16 protein-coding genes are annotated in these 18,840 nt (G+C 44.6%); 5 read left to right on the top strand and 11 right to left on the bottom strand.

Going from position 1 to position 18,840, the window contains the following annotated elements; translation table 11 throughout:
• The first annotated feature begins 366 nt into the window (after nucleotides 1-366).
• From ACNI23_RS17085 to ACNI23_RS17070, 4 genes are all read left to right on the top strand, one after another.
• Entirely contained in the window at nucleotides 367-1,680 is a 1,314-nt protein-coding gene (locus ACNI23_RS17085; RefSeq protein ID WP_420250488.1) for a tyrosine-type recombinase/integrase, read from the top strand.
• Between the two features lie 135 nt (nucleotides 1,681-1,815).
• Complete coding sequence (locus ACNI23_RS17080) at nucleotides 1,816-2,664, top strand: hypothetical protein (RefSeq protein WP_420250487.1); 849 nt, start codon at nucleotides 1,816-1,818, stop codon at nucleotides 2,662-2,664.
• A 246-nt stretch (nucleotides 2,665-2,910) separates the two neighbouring features.
• Nucleotides 2,911-4,022, top strand: a protein-coding gene (locus ACNI23_RS17075) for an IS3 family transposase (RefSeq protein WP_420249022.1) whose coding sequence is annotated in 2 segments (ribosomal slippage) — nucleotides 2,911-3,172 and nucleotides 3,172-4,022 — 1,113 coding nt in all. Because the reading frame shifts where the segments join, the coding sequence is not laid out codon by codon here.
• A gap of 147 nt (nucleotides 4,023-4,169) precedes the next feature.
• Nucleotides 4,170-5,033 (top strand): restriction endonuclease, encoded by an 864-nt coding sequence (locus ACNI23_RS17070; protein ID WP_420250486.1) that lies wholly within the window; start codon nucleotides 4,170-4,172, stop codon nucleotides 5,031-5,033.
• A 12-nt stretch (nucleotides 5,034-5,045) separates the two neighbouring features.
• Here the strand turns inward: ACNI23_RS17070 and ACNI23_RS17065 are convergent, their stop codons facing one another.
• The 6 genes from ACNI23_RS17065 to ACNI23_RS17040 form a co-directional block, all read right to left on the bottom strand.
• Nucleotides 5,046-5,321, bottom strand: coding sequence for a hypothetical protein (locus ACNI23_RS17065; protein ID WP_420250485.1), 276 nt, complete (start codon nucleotides 5,319-5,321; stop codon nucleotides 5,046-5,048).
• A 15-nt stretch (nucleotides 5,322-5,336) separates the two neighbouring features.
• Nucleotides 5,337-7,391: an AIPR family protein gene (locus ACNI23_RS17060; protein WP_420250484.1), complete on the bottom strand. Its 2,055-nt coding sequence runs from the start codon at nucleotides 7,389-7,391 to the stop codon at nucleotides 5,337-5,339.
• Nucleotides 7,392-7,406: 15 nt separating this feature from the next.
• Nucleotides 7,407-8,384, bottom strand: a complete 978-nt coding sequence (locus tag ACNI23_RS17055; protein ID WP_420250483.1) for a PD-(D/E)XK motif protein — start codon at nucleotides 8,382-8,384, stop codon at nucleotides 7,407-7,409.
• Nucleotides 8,384-11,029: a Z1 domain-containing protein gene (locus ACNI23_RS17050; protein ID WP_420250482.1), complete on the bottom strand. Its 2,646-nt coding sequence runs from the start codon at nucleotides 11,027-11,029 to the stop codon at nucleotides 8,384-8,386. The genes ACNI23_RS17055 and ACNI23_RS17050 overlap by 1 nt, the downstream gene beginning before the upstream one ends.
• 2 nt (nucleotides 11,030-11,031) lie before the next feature.
• Nucleotides 11,032-12,414 carry an ATP-binding protein gene (locus ACNI23_RS17045; RefSeq protein ID WP_420250481.1) on the bottom strand — a complete coding sequence of 461 codons (1,383 nt, stop codon included), beginning with the start codon at nucleotides 12,412-12,414 and terminating at the stop codon, nucleotides 11,032-11,034.
• A gap of 161 nt (nucleotides 12,415-12,575) precedes the next feature.
• A complete protein-coding gene (locus ACNI23_RS17040) occupies nucleotides 12,576-12,989 on the bottom strand; it encodes a very short patch repair endonuclease (protein ID WP_420250480.1) in 414 nt (137 codons plus the stop codon).
• Nucleotides 12,990-13,077: 88 nt separating this feature from the next.
• Between ACNI23_RS17040 and ACNI23_RS17035 the strand changes: the two genes are divergently transcribed.
• The gene (locus tag ACNI23_RS17035; protein ID WP_420250479.1) at nucleotides 13,078-14,625 is read left to right on the top strand and encodes a DNA cytosine methyltransferase; all 1,548 of its coding nucleotides are present in this window, start codon (nucleotides 13,078-13,080) and stop codon (nucleotides 14,623-14,625) included.
• Nucleotides 14,626-14,696: 71 nt separating this feature from the next.
• On the opposite strand, the gene ACNI23_RS17030 is transcribed toward ACNI23_RS17035, so the two are convergent.
• The 5 genes from ACNI23_RS17030 to ACNI23_RS17010 form a co-directional block, all read right to left on the bottom strand.
• A complete protein-coding gene (locus ACNI23_RS17030; RefSeq protein WP_420250478.1) occupies nucleotides 14,697-14,888 on the bottom strand; it encodes a hypothetical protein in 192 nt (63 codons plus the stop codon).
• A 14-nt stretch (nucleotides 14,889-14,902) separates the two neighbouring features.
• Entirely contained in the window at nucleotides 14,903-15,238 is a 336-nt protein-coding gene (locus tag ACNI23_RS17025; protein WP_420250477.1) for a hypothetical protein, read from the bottom strand.
• Nucleotides 15,239-15,254: 16 nt separating this feature from the next.
• Complete coding sequence (locus ACNI23_RS17020; RefSeq protein ID WP_420250476.1) at nucleotides 15,255-16,784, bottom strand: cobaltochelatase CobT-related protein; 1,530 nt, start codon at nucleotides 16,782-16,784, stop codon at nucleotides 15,255-15,257.
• A gap of 11 nt (nucleotides 16,785-16,795) precedes the next feature.
• Nucleotides 16,796-17,767, bottom strand: a complete 972-nt coding sequence (locus ACNI23_RS17015) for a DUF3150 domain-containing protein (protein ID WP_420250475.1) — start codon at nucleotides 17,765-17,767, stop codon at nucleotides 16,796-16,798.
• A gap of 77 nt (nucleotides 17,768-17,844) precedes the next feature.
• Nucleotides 17,845-18,840, bottom strand: coding sequence for an AAA family ATPase (locus tag ACNI23_RS17010; protein ID WP_420250474.1), 996 nt, complete (start codon nucleotides 18,838-18,840; stop codon nucleotides 17,845-17,847).

The following is an 18,840-nucleotide window of genomic DNA, read 5'->3' as shown; positions in this document are numbered from 1 at the left end:
ATCTATAAGGGCACTTCAAACGCAATAAAAGCTACCCGCACAAAAATAAAATTACACCCGGCTACCTTTTGGGCAATAGGGTAGCAGAAATGAAAAAAGGGCCTACATCCATAAGACGTAAACCATTGATTTAACTGGAGCCAACGATCGGAATTGAACCGACGACCTGCTGGTTACGAATGAAGAACTCCATACTTTCACACCCCATCACAGAGTGTACCTACACGCACACTTAAAACCTTTTGAATACTTGATTTATCTCTTTCAAATCCGTAAAATAATACTCCAGTGACGTAGAGGTCATTCAGGGTAAATTCGCTGCCATACCGTCACCAAAACCGTCACCAAATTTTGAGGGGGTTTAAGATGATTTTTACAGCCAAACAGATCGAAAAAGAGATTCGCTCGGGCAAAGAAAGACTAATTGCCGAAGACGCTCCCAAAGGAGCCGGTCGCCTTGCTCTGAGAACAAGACCTAACTCAGCTGAGTGGATGTTTAAATATTATGTCGGTGACAAGCGTAGAATGATCAAAGTCGCCAATGCCAGTGGAGCGGGGAAATTATCCCTTGCTGAAGCACGCCTGAAAATCGAAGACCTGCGGAAAATGCTTGTCGAGGGCCTCGACCCTAAAGACGAGTTGCAAAGACAAAAGAAAGAAGCTGAGAAAAAACGCAAAGAACTGGAGTCCCAAGGCACTGTTGAACAGCTTTTCCGCAACTACGTTGAAGACCTTAAACGCCGGGGCAAGAACACATGGAGACAAGTGGAAAGATCGCTTTTAACCGGCAAATACAATGCTGCTAAAGGGTTGGGCAGAAAGAACAGGGCCAACGAAATAAACCCGTCCGATATAACCAAGGTTCTGAAAAAAATTTACAACCGGGGAGCTGCCAGCTCTGCTGACCATACCCGTAGCTACCTGCATAGCGCATTTCAGTACGGAATGAGAATTGAGAATGACTACACTCAGAAAAGTGATGTTTGCTTTAGTCTTAATTCAAACCCGGTTGCCGCTGTTGCTGTCGACCGTCAGGCCAAGAAAGTCGGAAACAGAGTCCTTAGCGAAGATGAGATCCGCGCCATATTTAATGAAATGACTGTTCCCGGAAATCATGTATCACTGCCGGTAGCGCGAGTACTACAGTTGATGGTCAGTGTTGGAGGTGCAAGGGTCAAGGAATGCGTAGAGGCCCGTAAAGACGAATTCGATCTTGAGCAGAAAAGATGGAATCTTACTCCGAATCGCACAAAAAACGATAAATTCCATGCCCTCCCCCTCTCGGATCGGGCAATCCGAATCATTGAAGCTCAGCTTGAAAATAATAACAGCGAGTTCCTCTTTCCGGGAACAAATCCGGCTAAACCGATCATGTATACCTCACTGCGGCAGGCCATTACCCGCTTCCATAAAAAGCATGACCGGGAACACTGGTCTCCACGAGACATCAGAAGAACCATCAGGACCAAGCTGGCCGATGCCGGTGAACCGGACCACCGCCTCGATCTTTTCCTGAACCATGGCCGTAGCGGAGTCGGACAGAAGCACTATGACCGGAGCCTGCATCTAAAATCGAAGACCAAGACCATGCTTGTGCTGGATAAGGTACTGAGCCGTATTCTTGGGGACAGTGATACTAGGGTTATTCCTTTGCGTCGGGATGGGACTGGTAAATATTAATACTTACTATTAAATCTTTTAACACCGAGCTTCCCCTTGTGAGGCACACAGAAACATTGGGAAAATATGAAGCAATTTCCCTGAAGAGAATCAGTATATTTTTCTTATAATGCGAAACACTAAAAGCAGAACAGTATGACTAATTATGAACTAAAAAAAGCGGTTGCATCCGATATTAATGAAATTTTTGTCAAACATGAAATCAATGAAGAAATAAAACCTGAAGACATAGATATCATCCAAGACGTTATTATAGACGCTCATAAAGGAGAGAGAGTATCAAAATTAATCATAGAAAACATATGGCCATCCATAAATAAAGCTAAAGTATACCACTATACTACATTAGATACAGCTCAGAAAATCATCAAAACAAAGAAGTTTAGATTTTACAATATAGCAAAAAGATTCTCAGACAATGAAATTGTTCAATTTTATAACACCCATGGACTTAGTGATCACATTGAAGATAAAAAGAAATACTTAGAAATAATTCCAAATTTATATTATGCCTCTTTTACTGACGCAGGCATATGTATGTCAACTAGTGATGAAGATTATCTATGGAGCTCATTTGCACCATACAATGGAGTTAGGTTAACATTTGAAATAACCGCAACTAGCTCAAATTCAGATTTTCGAAAAATTTATTATGAAAATGATAATGAGCCTATCCCAATAATTATGGATTTTTTAAACACTTTTAAAGAAAAATATAACTTAAAGTTTTCCCTAAGCCGTAATTCTAGAATGTGTGCATTCTATCTAAAGGGCGAAGACTACTCTAGAGAAAAAGAACTAAGAATTGTTTTCAAAAAATGGGGAACAAAAGATCTAAGTGACACTACCAATTTATCGGATAAATTTGTTGAGATCACACTTGGAGAGAATAACTTAGGGTACAAAATTGATATCCTAGATTGGCATTCAAGAGATCCTCAGGATGTGCCCTGCAAAGATATCCCTTTCACCCTTCGAACCTAATGTAAATCATATTACCCCTTAAGAGCTTCCCCAACACAATATTCCAAGCACCAACAATATTTGAATACATTTTCATTATGAATGAAGACTAGTCCCGACTTCATGAACAGATCTAAAAAAAAGCACTCCGTGGTTAGTGTATCCCCTGCAAAAGATAAGCGCCCTGCTTCTGTAGCCCTCCCGTATATTAGTCCCAGCGAAAAGTAGAGATTTCTGATAAAGACAGCCATGAAGGAGGTTGTTTCGATGCGGAAATCCAGATTCAGTGAAAGTCAGATTATCAAGATCCTGAAAGAAGCCGAAGGCGGTCGCAAAGTCGCAGACGTGTGCCGAGATTACAAGGTTAGTCAGGCCACGTACTACAAGTGGAAATCCAAATACGGCGGCATGGAAGCTTCCGATATTCGTCGTCTGAAGGATCTTGAAGAAGAGAATCGTAAGCTTAAAAACATGTTTGCCAACTTGAGCCTTGAAAACGAAGCTCTAAAGGATGTCATAGCAAAAAAGTTTTAAAGCCAGCTGAGAAACGTGAGCTTGTTGACTACCTTCGTAACGAATTTTTTCTCAGCATTCGGCAAGCATGCAGCGCACTACGCTTAAGTCGCTCAGTGTATTGCTATAAGCCGAATTCGCGAGATGATTCGTTAATTATTGAAATGCTTCTTAAGCTGGCTGATCGGTATCCCCGTTACGGTTTCAGAAAATTGTTCGTCCTGCTGCGCAAACGAGGACACCGCTGGAACCATAAAAGGGTTTATCGAGTTTACTGCATGCTAAAAATGAATTTCCGGCGAAAGGGGAAGAAACGTTTACCTTCCCGGAATCCTCAGACTTTATCAGTTCCGCCGAAAGTCAACATCTGCTGGTCGATCGACTTTATGCATGACTCACTGATGAGTGGACAAAGGTTTAGAACTTTTAATGTGCTTGATGATTTCAGCCGTGAATGTCTGGCCATTGAAGTAGACACAAGCCTGCCCGCAGGAAGGATCACCCGTGTGCTGGACAGAGTTTCAACATGGCGCGGTTTTCCTGAAAAAATGAGAATGGATAATGGTCCTGAACTTATTTCGGTGACATTGGCAGATTGGGCCGAAAGAAATGGTGTTGTGCTGGAATTCATCCAGCCAGGCAAGCCGACTCAGAATTCATACATTGAACGTTTCAACAAAACGTTTCGAAACGAGGTTTTAGATTTTTACCTGTTTTCAACGTTATCTGAGGTCAAGGGCATAACCGAAGACTGGATTCGGCAATACAACGAAGAGCGGCCACATGAATCGCTCGGAGACATGACTCCAGTCGAATATGTCCAAACTCATTCACCCCAAGAAAACTCTACTTTCGGATGGCACTAACTTGGGGAGGTTTACACTTCCAAGTAATTAACAATGTTATTTATATCTTTTTGAGTTTCGGTTAATATCAGCTCCGCAAACATAGAAACAAACTTGATTCAAAGAGATTACTTGTACAATCGCCATAAATAGACTGAGGATGAAAGCATGTGGGACGACATTGAATCCGGAACCCGTGAAGCAGTTGAAATTATTTATGTTGCGGAATCCCCCATAGACCTTGATGAAATCATAGAATGGGGCTTTATGACAGGGTGGTGGAATATTCGTGTAGTAGACTCTGTCAAAAGTGCTTTGTACGAACAATCCTCTTCCCCGGCGGAAGTTATGGTTTTACTCGGTGTAGATATAGATGACGTTGAAATCATTACTGAGAAGTTCCCACACCTTCCATTGTCGTTGGCAAACTATGGTGGATTTGATTATTTTCCCCCAGGATGGCCTGCTCAGGTGGTTGTGGCCCAATGGTCTGTACCTAGGCCGACTGAATTTGCAAATGGGATTGCAGATGCGCTTAGTGATGAAAATATTGAGTTGATTTATGAGGCGACAGGTTCATCAAATAATGATGTGGGGTTAATTACCAGTGTAAACGAAGAACTATGGAGAAAACTGGCTGAATATCCAGAGGAGAGATTTAGACTTAATCCGCGTGTTTTTGAAGAGGCTGTCGCAGAAATCCTAATCAAGATGGGATATGATATACAGCTTACGCCCCAATCTGGCGATAACGGAGTTGATATTATTGCCAACCTCGCAACACCTGCGGCTCCCATACTAATGCTTGTTGAGTGTAAACGATATGCTCCGCACAGACTTGTGGGGCCTGAGCCGATAACACGCCTTTGGTTCAGAATGTTCAACGATAACGCCAATATGGCCATGGTCGTAACCACAAGTGATTTTCAACCTATTGCACATCAAACTGCTCGTGAAAAAGGATACCAAATTTCTTTAAAAGATGGAGACAACTTTATTGAATGGATTCGAAGCCTTAAAAACTTAAAATAAAAATATCCATAATCATTCTGCAACCTTCAACCCATATATCAATGCAGGAGACAAATGCCATTTTTTGTCATCGGACTGAAGAACTGTTCCCTCTGCTTCAAGTAGGGACAAAATAGTCCTGGAAATATGTCCTTCGTGCCCTTTGTGTCCCATATAAATCCCTAAAGCTCGCCCTAGCTCAGAATTCTTGAGTCCTTCTGGATGATGCATTTTCAGCAGCTGAACCACAGAAGATTTCAACATAGCCATGCCTTGTTGCGCGGTATGATAAGGATCAGAGTGAAACATTACGGCCTCCTCGAATTAACCAACTTTCATTCCCTCTTCCTTCAACTTATTCAGAATTTGAAGTAATCTCACGGATTGCTTTTCAGAAGGTATCTTTAGAGGAATCATACAAGCAATTTGAATAATTCCTGAATCTGTAGGCGACAAAGAACGGCTTTTCATGCCGTATTCCAAAGCCTGTTTCCAAAATTCAGGTTTGAGTTCAAGCACCTTTGCCTGCGCAGATATCCCGTCATCGATCTTTTGCGTAGCCTTGGCATCCTTGCTTCGACGCCTGACCTCTGAAAGAGGGATCAATTCTTTTACAAAATCATCATTAAGTTCGATCTTTAGTTCCTTGAGTCCTTCCCAACACCCCACTCTTTTACACCACTCGGTAACATTTCGTATTCCATCCGGGGTAGCCGTTACGAACTGGTTAACGTCCCGTGCTATGTTTTGAAGCACCAAAAGTAATGAAGACGAAATTGACTGTTTTTGCCAAAGCATTTGGTAATCAAGTGACATTTTCATATCAGTGATGGCCTTTGCCAAAAGGCCTTGAGTATATGCAACAATATTTGCGCGATATCCGCCTTGATACCACTCCTGTTTGGAAACCATCTTTTCAGTAGTCCGAAAAACAATTGCACGGCCTACAGACTGTCGGAAATAATCTTCATTAAAAATCGTGTTATCTTCATCCCAACTTTCGGCAATTCGTTTGGCATAGTGGGCAAAATTCTTCTGTGCTCCCAAGTTGACTTCACGAGCAAAACCATCCCAACAATTGTCGTACTTGGCTAAATCCGTTTTCGTGAACATTTGTGATTTCGGAAACTCAAGTTTGTATGCCTTTCGGCGTGAAGTGCTCATGTCGGATTGCGCTTCAGCGTATTGACCTCTGGCTCTCTCATAAAACCATTTGGTCTCTCTTTGGGACCCTTCTGTTGCTGGAGCCAAAAGCCTTCGTGAAAACTCTTCAATTCTCACATGAAAAGGATGATTGGAAAAAAAGTCGGAAGCATTTACCTTGTTTTGGGTATTGGCATATTCAGAAATTTTTGGAACAACTTCGTTGGAAATATCCGCATCAACGATCGACAGTTTCATCTGGACAAAAATACGACTCAAGTCGGCTTTTTGTTTTCTGGAGGCATGGTAAAGAGACGCTGTAGTTTGTCCTCCATTTACAATCTGCAGATTCTTTGCCCGTGAAATACCTCCATTTTCAACAACGACTTCTTCTGCTGTTGCAGTTATCCCATTGTTGTATGCAAAAAAGCGATCAGGATTGTTAACGATCGTATTCCGTATACCCTTGTTTACCTTGTTACGAGCTTGAAGAAATGTGCGCACATTCAATTCGAGGAGTCTGCCTCCATATGTACCGTAAAGGTTGGCTAGCTGTTCTCCGGGAACAACAGCCAAGTACGACTGATAGTCCTCTGCCCCTATATGCGCAGGAAGACATGCCAAAGGCTCACCAAATTCCTCAATGAAATCAACAATCACATCCTCCCGTTGCCCGCGAGAATCATGCATTCGATGTTGCCGCGCAGCATCCCATACTTGAAACGATACATTCCAATTTTCAATCTGTTTATTTTCCAAAGCTTTGACCCGGCCACTCAATACTCTGGAAGAAACGAGAAAAAACCTCAGATTGCAATACTTGCAAGCCTCTCTATTCAGTTGGTAAGATAAACCGTAAACCGGAGAACTCTCTTCCATACCTTCAAACGCGCTGCTTGATGTAGAAGCTACAAAAAACCTTTCCAATCTTGAAAAGATAGCTTCCATCTCAGTAAAAGTCAGGGTTGAAAGCTTGTCATTCTGTTTGTAGTCCACAACAAAAAGATCTATGGAATCGTTTTCCTCTGAAAAACAATAACCATCCACCCGACTGTTTCTGTACGGTCCTGACTTGATCCCAAAGAGATGAGCATGACTGAAATCTTCGATGACACCGGATTCACATAACTCTTCAGTCACCATCTCAAGAAAAGAAGGTTCTGGAAAATCTTCAAGCTCTTGGCTCTTGAGCCTAATTTTGTGCTGCAGCTCATGATAAAACTCATCCAACTCCATGTTCACTCCCCTTCATCAAAATCCTGCTTTCAAATCCAGAATATCAACTTCCCACTTTTTACAATCTGGCAATGACAACCTGTAAGACACATCCGCGATACCTTTTTTCAACTCTGGCACTGTCAACTTGGGGAAACTCTCATCAACACTATAAGCTCTCCAGCTCGAAGGATGCCACCAAGCTTCATTGTATTCAGGCAAATCCATGTACCCCCAAGAAAAAAGAGCATCTTCGAATTTCTCCAGCGCATCTGGCGAACAGTCCAAGGACATTCTTATAGCGGCCACCAATGAAGCCAATGAAAAATCTCCCTTCCCCTCTCTTTCCCCTTTTGCCAAGGTAAGTATTGCCAAAACAAGATCGCCATCTTCTTGTAATAATTGCCATGCAGAAGAGATTCTAACCATCTCTGGAGACGTCACCTGCCTGCACTTGAGCTCAACGGATACCGGTCCTGGCAAAGCAAAATCTTGGGGATGTTCATTCGGAGCGACCCAACACTCCACAGCTGAAAATGGATCCGTCCAATCAAAAAGATTATCTCGCAAGAAAAACAATTCCCCGATTAACCCCTGCTGCTCCTGCTTAGTCAGAATGCCGGGGATAGTCTTTTTGCCCATGAGTTTTTGCCATCTTTTCAACCTCCCAGTAACGACAGAAACGATACTGTCTGCTGAACGGGCACACTTCGTACTTTCAACAAGATTCAGGCACAGATGATAGAACAACTGCTCGAAAGCCATGTCGAGCAATTGCATTATCAACAAACTTCTTCCTTCAACATCAAGAAGATGAGCATCCACTCCTTTAAAAGCTGGCAACTTATCCCTAACTGAAACCAGCTCTGGCAATTTGCAAACCAACTGAGGAAGGCCGTTATGGTCTTTCCCCCAATAAAAGGCATGGGCAGCACCGTCTACTGCAATCACCGCGCTTGAGTCAGGACTCTTTGATGGGGACAATGATTTCCATGGGTAGTCTTGTTGTACCATTATTCATCCTCATATTCGCTTTCAAAAAATTTGGATACCTGCTCGAGCCAAACTTGGTTAACCTGATATATTTCAGCTGGCACATCATCCCTCGATGGAAAACTTGCTCCCCATCCAACAACATTTTCATACTCGACAGGAGTTTTAAAGTCAGGATCTGCATACAAATCCAAAACATGAATCATGAGCAGCGGACAATCCATCTTATCTCTGAAATATTTATCCGGAACATTTTTTCCAGGATTTTCAATTCGATATTCGTCTTCCAAGGTTTTAAGTTCAACATCTTCAAAGCACACACTCTCAATGCCACGCGAGGCGACACGTTGCTTTCTGCCTACCGCCACTCCAGGAACGGGCTGATAACAAGGCTCACCAATGGTTCGCCTTTGTACTTTGATATCAAGCTCACCTAACCCCTGAACAAGACGACTTTCTTTTTTGAGGCTAACAAGAACAACATTCCACAACGGAGGCCCATAAGGAACCTTTTCAAGGGCATCAAGATAAGATGTCAACAATCCGGGATCTATTGGCCGTGGGTGACCTTCAAAATCATCAATAAAATCCCTGACAACCTGCATAGACACAGCATGCCACATGTAGCCCCGGTTCCTTTGGGTCATACATACAGGGTCAGGCAATGAATTCAACTTTTCAACCGTTGCCTGCAATAAAAGAAAATTATCCTTGATCGCTTCCTCTTCGGTCCGGACAACATGAGTTTCTATCAAACGCCCTGAAAGGTCAGCTCGTACCATTCGCTTTTCAGCTGCACGCATCTTGTTTGAAGCTGTAACCTGAAGAGTATCTGGGTGATCTCGTACTTTGAGCCCGAATGTCCTTGGTGTCATTCCACGTTTGGCCATCTCGTAAACATCGTAACGAAGTTCGTTTACCGATTCAGCTATGTGCGTATACCAACCTCGAGCTTCGGGAGACATCCACAACCGGCATAGATCCTCATAGCCGGTTCGGTAACCAAACCATCTTCCCATCTGCATCAAGGCATCATATGTCTTGGAATTTCTACTCCAGTAACTGGTCATCAGTCCTTCAAGAGTCAGACCTCGCGACAAAGTATATCCGCCCACTACAATTACAGGAAGGCCGTCATGCTCATACTCATCATAATTCAGTCGTTCTTGCGATTTGCTGTTGTCAACAATAACCCGCATTCTATCCATTGCATCAGGAAGAATATAGCGTATTTCTTCCCAAGCTTTTCCGGAATTGCCATATTCATGTTCATAAAGTTCCTGCATTTCATTCCAGAACTTACGATCAGCACCAAGCATACGTGCACCTGCGAACACACGCCCTCGCAATTCATCCACATAATCTTCCGTCAATAGTTTCACCTGACGTTGAATATCTGCGAATGGAGACACATTAATTAGCATGGACATGTGAACCTTGAGATCACCACGCAACATTCTTATGGCCCGAGCAAGCACAAATGTTCTTATGGTCAGCTTGAGAGATTCGGGAATTGCGGAAGGAATGTCATCCGACCTATGTTTTGGGGGAATTAAGTCATATACGTCTGTCAGATCCCGCAAGATTTGATCTCCTTCATCCTCGGCAAGAAAAATCTTTCCTGGCCCAAAGTAATTGGAGGGAGCCTCCAAGGCATAAAGAAAATCTTCAGGAAACAAATCCTCACCCCATCTTTCATCTGCGGCATCAGGGTGAATAAAAATATTGGCAAAAGGAGTCGCTGTGTATGCAACGTATGATTTACGATTGAAAAGAGTCAGAATTTCCCTGATCATTTTATTGGTTGAGGTTGGATCCGTCTCTTCCTTATTTGTATTGATAGAGGCATGGTCAGCTTCATCATCAATCATAAGAAGAGGCATGTCCTGCCAACCTTCCCCTTTCTTGTTGTTCCCCTTCAGCCAATCCCTGAGATTCCTCAGAATGGTTACATTTTTCTTGATTACAAATACCAGTGATGTCCCCACCGCAGACGAGGGAATCCGGCTGGACGCAACTGAAGCTTTGAAATCGTATTCTTCCGTTGTAAGCGAAATAGGCTTCTTGTTTGCGGGCGCCCTATCTACAAAAGCATCATTAATCCTGCTCTGAGTCTGATTTCTCAAGTTGGAATGAATGCCAGCGATGATTATGAATATCTTATACCCAGCATCTGCCGCTCTGTTAATCAGTCCACCATAGTTGGATGTTTTTCCAGATTGGACATGGCCGAGGACCAAGCCCTTTCTATACCAATCTTCTCCATTTTTAGGATCACCAAGTTGATCAAGAACCTTCAAAGTGTCGTCACCAATAGTTCTGAGCACGATATCCGGAAAACCCTGCTCAACTCCAAGCATACCTTTATAATTTTCCCAGCAATCCCAAGAAATATCACTATTACGAGCCCACTCCTTATGGGGCGATTTGTCCTTAAGCAAAGTCCCGGTAATCATATCGACAGAGACCAGAGTCTTGATACGTTCAATCAGCTGTTCCAAGAGATCTTCTTCCAAAACAATCCCAAGTAATTTAGCTGTATCTGGAGCTTTCTCCTTTACAATCTCAACCAAATCATCTTCTGAAAAAGACTTCCCGCCGTTGGCCGCCTTATGTTTTTCACCTTCGACCAACGTTTTTACAAATGGAACCAAGGGGCTATCCATCACTATCCTCCAATTTCCTTGAAGCTGTGTTTTAAAATATTCTCAGCCTGTTCCCGTTCATATCCTGATTCGAGTAGCAATTTGAGCATCTGCTGATACTTTTCTTCCCCAATATTGTTCGCAGCTGAAGTCGAACGATCTATGTTGTCTCCCAATCTGTCATTGTAGATTGCTTCAAGAGGCATTTTTTCGCCGATCAGAGAAAAAATGGAACTCAATTCTCTCTTTACTTCAGGGGGCAGTTTTTTTGCAAAAGCCTTCAGGAGAGGGTGTTCATGATCTATAAGATATTTTACGCCTGAATTACTCACTTCACGTTGCCAAAATGGATATGGTATAGCTCCCGAAATTTTTTGTCCCCGACTAGTGTACGTCCTCACAGAGGCCCCTTCAATACGATCCAATACGACCCGCATTTCACTTTTGACAGCTTCGGGGAAAAATACCTTTGACTTCATTATGTTAATTCCCCACTGATGATCCATGGCATTCGAGATATCAATTTGAATTCTCGCCAAAGCACTGGACTCCCGCTTCTGACGCTTCAATCCAAACCAACTGCCCCACGCCAGAAGTCTTCGGTTTCGATACACATAAAAACCTTGGGTCTTGGATTGCCCTCCGTACTTCTTGATTACGTCTCGCTCACTTCCTTTCAATTTAGAGAAGTGGGGAATAATATATGGTTTGATTTCTGCCAGCCCTGAACCGACTTTGACCGACATACCATTAAGCGGTTGAGTTGCCTGATGATATTTGAAGAATGGATCGTAAGGCTGAATAGGATAATTATTGATATTTATTGATATGCGAGAAGCAGACTGACCAGCAAGATACCTGTGAAACACTAGAGACAAATGATCCCTAGCTAAATCCAGTTCCCTGAGAAAAATCTTGGGAGTAAGCTTTTTCAAATGCTTTCCACCCAATCTATCCAGCTTTTCCAGCAAAATCATCGTGCCGGTATCACAAATAGAATCTGACCACGTTGTTCCCTCGATCTCCTCGTCATCAAGAACCTCAAGTTTCCATCGCTTATCCAGATTATCCAAATCCCATCTGGCTCCGGTGCACACATCATTTTTACGTGTAATAACTGTAAAACGTCGGGCCTGCGAAAAAGACGCGGTCTTCATTCCCAGACCGAAACGTCCCATGTCATTTGTACAACGAGGATCAAGCGGACTAGAAGAGCCCATTCGCATGGCTCCCAATAATTCCTCTCGCTCCATCCCCAAGCCATTGTCCAATATGGCAAGACGAAACTGTGGCTGATCCAAATCATGAAAAATATCAATTCTTGAAGCTGATGCGGTAATACTATTGTCAATCAAGTCGGCAATAGCTGCTCCGAGAGAGTATCCCAGATTTCTGAGAGACTCCAAGAGACTTCCGGGATGTGGTGGGCATTCTGAACTCGTAGACATTATGAACTCAATCGCAAGTAAGCGGTTATTCAGATAAACACGCTCGTACAATAAACAAAATACCAGTGCCAAGTCCAAGGAAATATAGCCTTAAAAACAAACAAACTTATTTTTTATATCTACAATGAGACTCCTTTTATCGACTCAGCCAACTTGTTTAATTCGTTATCATTCAATTGACACTCCCAGATGACAATCACTTTCCAACCAAGCTGCTCCAATTCCGTAACAACTCGACGATCTCTAGTGACATTGTCGGAAAACTTTTTCTCCCAAAAAGGAACATTTGTTGAAGGAGTTGTCGCCTTGGCACACCCTTCATGCCTGTGCCAAAAACATCCATGAACAAACAAGGCTATTTTTCTACTGGGAAAGACCAAATCCGGCTTGCCCGGTAATCCTTTCTTGTGAAGGCGAAATCTGAGTCCCTTCCTATGCAAAAATTTACGAACCAATATTTCTGGCTTGGTATTCTTGCCTTTTACCCCAGCCATCATCCGACTTCTTGTTTGAGAATCTACAATATCAGCCACACTATTCCTCTCGTGGTTGCTTTTTCAAGATCGACCTGGCACTATTCGTGGTCCCGAAAAAATTAACCTGAAAGAGTTGTTTCACGCAATGAGCGCAATACCTATAATTGATGTTTTTGCCGGTCCGGGAGGACTAGGCGAAGGCTTCAGCAGCCTTGTTACCAAAAAAGAAAAGAATCCATTTAGCATACTCCTGTCTGCTGAGATGGACACGTATGCTCATTCCACTCTGAGATTGAGAGCTTACCAAAGGAAGATACTTCAGCTTGAAAAATCTACGGACCACTTCAAACAATACTGCCTTGGAGTAGGGAAAAAACCTTATACTGATGAAACCAAACATTTATGGGAAAAAGCAAATGAAGAAGCTTTAAACATAGAATTAGGCACTCATGAAGGAGATTCTCTTTTATATCGAAGATTGGATGCAGAGCTTGCCGATAAAGATCGATGGGTACTGATAGGTGGGCCACCATGCCAAGCATATTCAGTCGCAGGACGAGTTCGTAACAAGGGTAAAGATAAATACAATCCCTTGGAGGACAAAAGGCATTTTCTTTACCAAGAATATCTCAAGATAATAAACAGATACCGTCCTGCAGTCTTCGTAATGGAGAATGTCCGAGGTATGCTCTCCTGCAAAATAGATGGGAAACTCATTGCCCACCAAATATTGCAAGACCTTGCCAGTGGCGGTACAAACGCTTCAACTACTCCAAGCGAAGGCTACAGGATTTATTCACTAGTTGCGCCTGAATGTTACGAAGCGGGCATGAACTTGAAGGAAATCAATACATCCAATTTCGTAGTAAAAACTGAAGAGTATGGCATCCCACAAGCAAGGCATAGAGTCATTCTTTTAGGCATACGCAATGACATTTCAGCAAAACCTGAATTGCTACCAAAAAGAATGGGCCCCAATGTCAGCAATATGATCATGGACCTCCCTAAGCTTAGAAGTGGATTTAGTAGAGGAGGAGACTCCTGTAGACGATGGCATGAATATGTCTCACAACAGATGGAAGATCTTGCCAAATGCGCTCAAACTGATGGTCAAAAAAAATTGGCACGTAGTTTACAAAAACATGCTAAAACTGTCGTTGCAACCCAATTGAGCCGGAAAGCCTTTTCCCAAAGCAGACAGACCAAGGTTTCAACTCAAATCCCGGAAGAACTTAAGAACTGGATAACTGGTGAATGGACAAACGTGTACTTTAATCACGAAACAAGAGGGCATATGGAATCAGATTTACGCCGATACGCATTCGCGTCTGCCTTCACCGAGGTATACGAGAAGTCCCCCAAGGGGGCCGAGGATTTCTCTTTACCCGGACTTGCTCCAGCTCATCAAAACTGGAATAGCGGGGCTTTTTCAGACAGATTTAGAGTTCAGCAGGCAAATCGCCCTGCAACAACGATAACCAGTCATATTTCCAAGGATGGACATTATTTTATCCATCCAGACCCTGCGCAATGTAGAAGTTTTTCTGTACGAGAGGCAGCAAGAATACAGACGTTCCCAGATGATTATTTCTTTTGCGGTCCACGAACCAATCAATATATACAAGTAGGTAATGCTGTTCCTCCATATCTTGCCAATCAAATTGCAAAAATTGTATTGAAATTACTTCAGTAACCCATTCCTTCAGCCATAAGATTAAAACATTTAAATGCCGCCGGGTTCCCCCGGCGGCCCTCTCTTCAAACCTAACTCCCATCAGGCTCCAACAATTCCTCAAGTCTGTCATCAACAGACTCCTCACCCGGATCATCCACTTCTCCTGTTTCAGTATCAGCTTCACACCCAGTTGCAGGCAACTCATCATCCAGAGCATAAATCCCGGTAACGGCCAGAACACCGACAGCGACTCCGCCGATAAAGGTAAGCAAATTCTTCATCTTATCCTCCTAGTTTAAGATTCAAATTGAGTGCCGCAACGGTTGCAGCGATACAGGCCGATGACATGCCGGTCCACATGTGCGCCAACTTCATTGCCGATTTTGGAACCGGCGAAGAATCCAGCCATTGCTCCGGCAAGACCACCGGCGATGGCACCGAGTCCTGTTCCGATGACTGGGACAACTGATCCGATAGCCGCACCTGTTGCAGCTCCGGAAGTTGCGCCAGCGTATCCGGCTGCGCCTCCGGCAACTCCGCCTACTGCGGTTCCGATTTTCTGGGTATTGTTAACGAGCACGACAAAAGTTCCGGTGCAGCAGTTGGGGCATAAGGGATTATCTTCAGACATTGCGGTTTCTCCTTTTTTATTTGGTTAATGATTCCTGAAGCAGGTCAAACATGGCTGGACCTAGGTCCGTAAGCTCGGTGATGACTCTGCTTTTTCCGGGGAACAAATGAAAAACGGCCTCGGATTTTATTCCGAGACCGTATATTTCGAAGCCGTATGCGCTCCCGTCTTTGATCGCTTGTTGTGCGTTGGCCGGGTTGGCCGGGACACCGTCCGTTATGCAGAGGATGATTTTCCGGTTTTCTGGCAACGGCAGCATTTGCTGGAATGTCCACCAGAGTACTTCGCCCAGCGGGGTTGAGCCGGAAGCGGCTACACCGAAACGGGTGTGTAATTTTTGACCGTGATTTAGAATAGGAGCCACAGTAGGATCATCATAATTTTCTCCTCCTTGAGTTCTGATTGCGGGAAAGGCACTCACGCCCACACTCACGCCGTTGATGGAATTAAGCGCACTGACCACGGTATGACTGATTTGTGAAGCCAGCCCGATACGTCTGCGCATGGAACCGGAGCAATCAATGAGGAGATGAACTGCCGTGCTGATTCCCCGGCTTTCCTGCCTGCTGCGAAACATCCGTGGATTACCAACAGCTATGCGGTGCAGATGGGCTGTGCTTAACCGACCATGTCTGCCGATACGATCGTGTTTGATGGTTTTGGCCTGAAGAATTCCATGCAGTCGGGATTTGAGGGCCGTGGAAGTCCTGCGTGTCTGTTCAAGTTCAGCTTCGTCCAGCACGGTGAGTCTTTTATACCCATCCTTGGCAACCCGAAGCCCATCTTCTGCATCATCCGGAGCGTGACTTGCTAGTTGCTCTTCTAGAACTTCTCCGAACGCTTTGGGAAGATTGCCGGAATTTGAATCCAGCAACTTTTTAAGTTTCTTAGCCGGTGTAGATTGTCCATTGGATTCAAGCTGCTTGAGATAGCCCTTCAGCAAATCGACAATTTCTTTTGTGTAGAGAATGCAATCCTGAGTGGATTCGCACTTGGCCCTGACCTTTTGTAGAATACCGTTTAAACGGTCCGTAAGGCCGGGGTATTGCGTATCAAGAATTGAGGCTATTTGAGCACATTCTTCGGTGAATTCTTCCACATCCCAGGAGCGAACTGTCAGCAGCACCCAATTCAGGATGGAAGTTGCCGGATCGGTTTTAGCCGCCTGAACACTGCCTCTATCATTAATGAATAGATGCCGGATCAACCAATGGAAGTTCTGTCGGCAACCGGGGAAGATCTCGGCCAACTTGTTTTCCACCCGCCAGTCTTCAAGCGAATTCCAGATGTGCATTTCAAATGGAGTCAGCTTTGCCAGCTTCAGCCATTTGAAGTTTGTCTCGCGAATATGAGCGGCTTCATGGTCTGCGTATCCTCTGGCAAGTTTCAGCACCAGCTCATCATTGCCCAACGGCAAAGCAGGCAATTGAATTACCTTTCCATCAGTAAAAGCCTTGTCCCCACCTATCTGTACTCGCACCCCATATTTCCGACCAAGTACGCTCGCCACAAACGGCAAAGACTTCATGAGCAATTTGTTATTCATGACGCCTCCGATCACCACAGCCCATGGCTGTCGATCTGCTGCTGGGAAGCAACTTGCGGGGTGTGGTCCTGTTCGTGATTTTCAGGAGCATCTTCGGCAACGGAAGATTTCGGAATTGCTGTCAGACCAGCAAGCAAATCCTCGGCTGTGCTTCCATCAAGAATTTTCTGCGCATTTTCCACGAGCAACGCTGGTTCACGAAGCACAGATACGACTCCCTGCAACATGAGCAAGTTCTCATCGCGGATAAACCCTCGGGACGGGACCTTGTCGAAAGCAGTTTGAAGCAGGTCGGTGATGGGCAGGACACGAGGATCTACGAAGGACAGCCCGTTCAACTTACTCTGAATTGACCGTAACGGCGAAAGGGCCTTATGCGTCACCTTGACCTTTCCGGCATAGCAGTGATTCCATGTATCGGTGGCAGCTTTGGAGATTTCATCAAATAGCGTGTAGCCAAGCTTGTTAACTTCATCCTTGAATCCTTTCTTCACAGAACTCTTTTCCGGAGCCGCCAGCTTGTAGAACTGCCACTTGAAGCCGATGCGGGAGCGTACATACTCGGCACTGACAGTCGAGCTTCCAATGAGCTTTTCCCAACCGGGATGTTGCTTGATCCAGTCCTGCACTGCTTCATCGTAGCGACTGAGGAAGTCCTCTTTTGCTGCAAAGAATTCCTTTTCAATGGCCGTTAGCTCTTTCACGATTTCATCCGCGACCTTTTCAGGGATGGCCCAGCCGCCGAGGAAGCGTACACCGTGCCGATCAAGCATGTTTACAGCACGAGATTTGAGAGTGCCGAAGATGCGCAGGTCTTCAGGATTGCAAACTCTTTTGCTTCCAAGTGATGCCAGTTCTTCCGGCGGAAGCTGAGTCGCTCCAAAGTCGTAGGGTGTGAGTTTCTTTCTGGCCGACCAGATGTTTACGTCCAAGTTCAAGGCCAAAATATGATTGAGGACCGTGATTCTAGTCTTGGTTTCCATGATTTCCTCCATTCCTTTACACAAAATAAAAGCGAGGCAGCCGAAGCCGCCCCGCTTATGAAATTTGCGTGTATACTTTATGATGTTGATTCTGATCCGTCTTCCACAGGGAAAGTACGCTGGGCCAGTTCATGCAGCACAGTGCGAGTCTCCCGGCTAGCCCGATAACCAAGAGCCCGATCAAGTGCGTATGTTACCGGCTGAATCCCCTGACGTGCCAGCGGCTGAAACCGCACAGTGAGGTCTGCCCAGCGAATCAAGGTGCGGGTCGAGAAGGTAATCTCAATGGTGTCGGTAAGATTTCCGGATGCATCGCCCATGAACAGCTTACGGACGGAATTAGCATACTCGACCATCTTTTTACGGATATTTTCCGGTAGACTTTTAGCCTTACGGGCGAGTAATTCTATTTCAGATTTAGGACTGGGATACCCAATTTCACAAAGCCAAAAGCGGTCCATGAAAGCCAAATTCTGACGAACGACTCCTTGATAAAGTCCAGTTTCGTCAGCCGCACCGTTGGAGTTGGCGGTAGCCGCAAATCTGAACATGGGATGCGGATGGATGATCTCCCCGGAATTCTCAGGGATGCAGAGCGGTTCAGCATCCAGTATTCCGTTCAATCCAGCCGCAGTTGCCGGATCAATGATGTCGATTTCATTGAGAAGCAGAAGGCCTCCGTACTTCATAGCCAGAGCCAGCGGCCCGTACTGGAATTCCATACTGCCTTCCTCAACGGTCAGGTGTCCGACCATTTCCGGGAATTCCAACCGGCTATGCCCCGTGATTTCAAACACCGGATAATTCAACTTGGCTGCAAGTTGCTTGATGAGGCTGGTCTTGCCGCTACCACTGGGCCCAAACAGGTAGATCGGATCGGAGCTGTCCATGAACCAGACCACAACATCCCGGCTGGATTCGTGAAAAAGATATTCGGCATCCAGATTCGGCGTGAAGGATGATGCTTCTTCAAATCCCTGAACCATACGCCCGGAAGCTTTGCCGCTGAAGATCAGCCCGGCATCCAGTTCTGTAGGATTCAGCTTTTCAATTTCTTCAATTGTGTTGGTCAT

Source organism: Maridesulfovibrio pacificus (SeqCode), assembly GCF_048612815.1.
In the GTDB taxonomy this organism is placed as follows: domain Bacteria; phylum Desulfobacterota; class Desulfovibrionia; order Desulfovibrionales; family Desulfovibrionaceae; genus Maridesulfovibrio; species Maridesulfovibrio pacificus.
The sequence above is the reverse complement of the archived record's forward strand: the minus strand, read 5'-3'. Positions and strand labels throughout refer to the sequence as shown.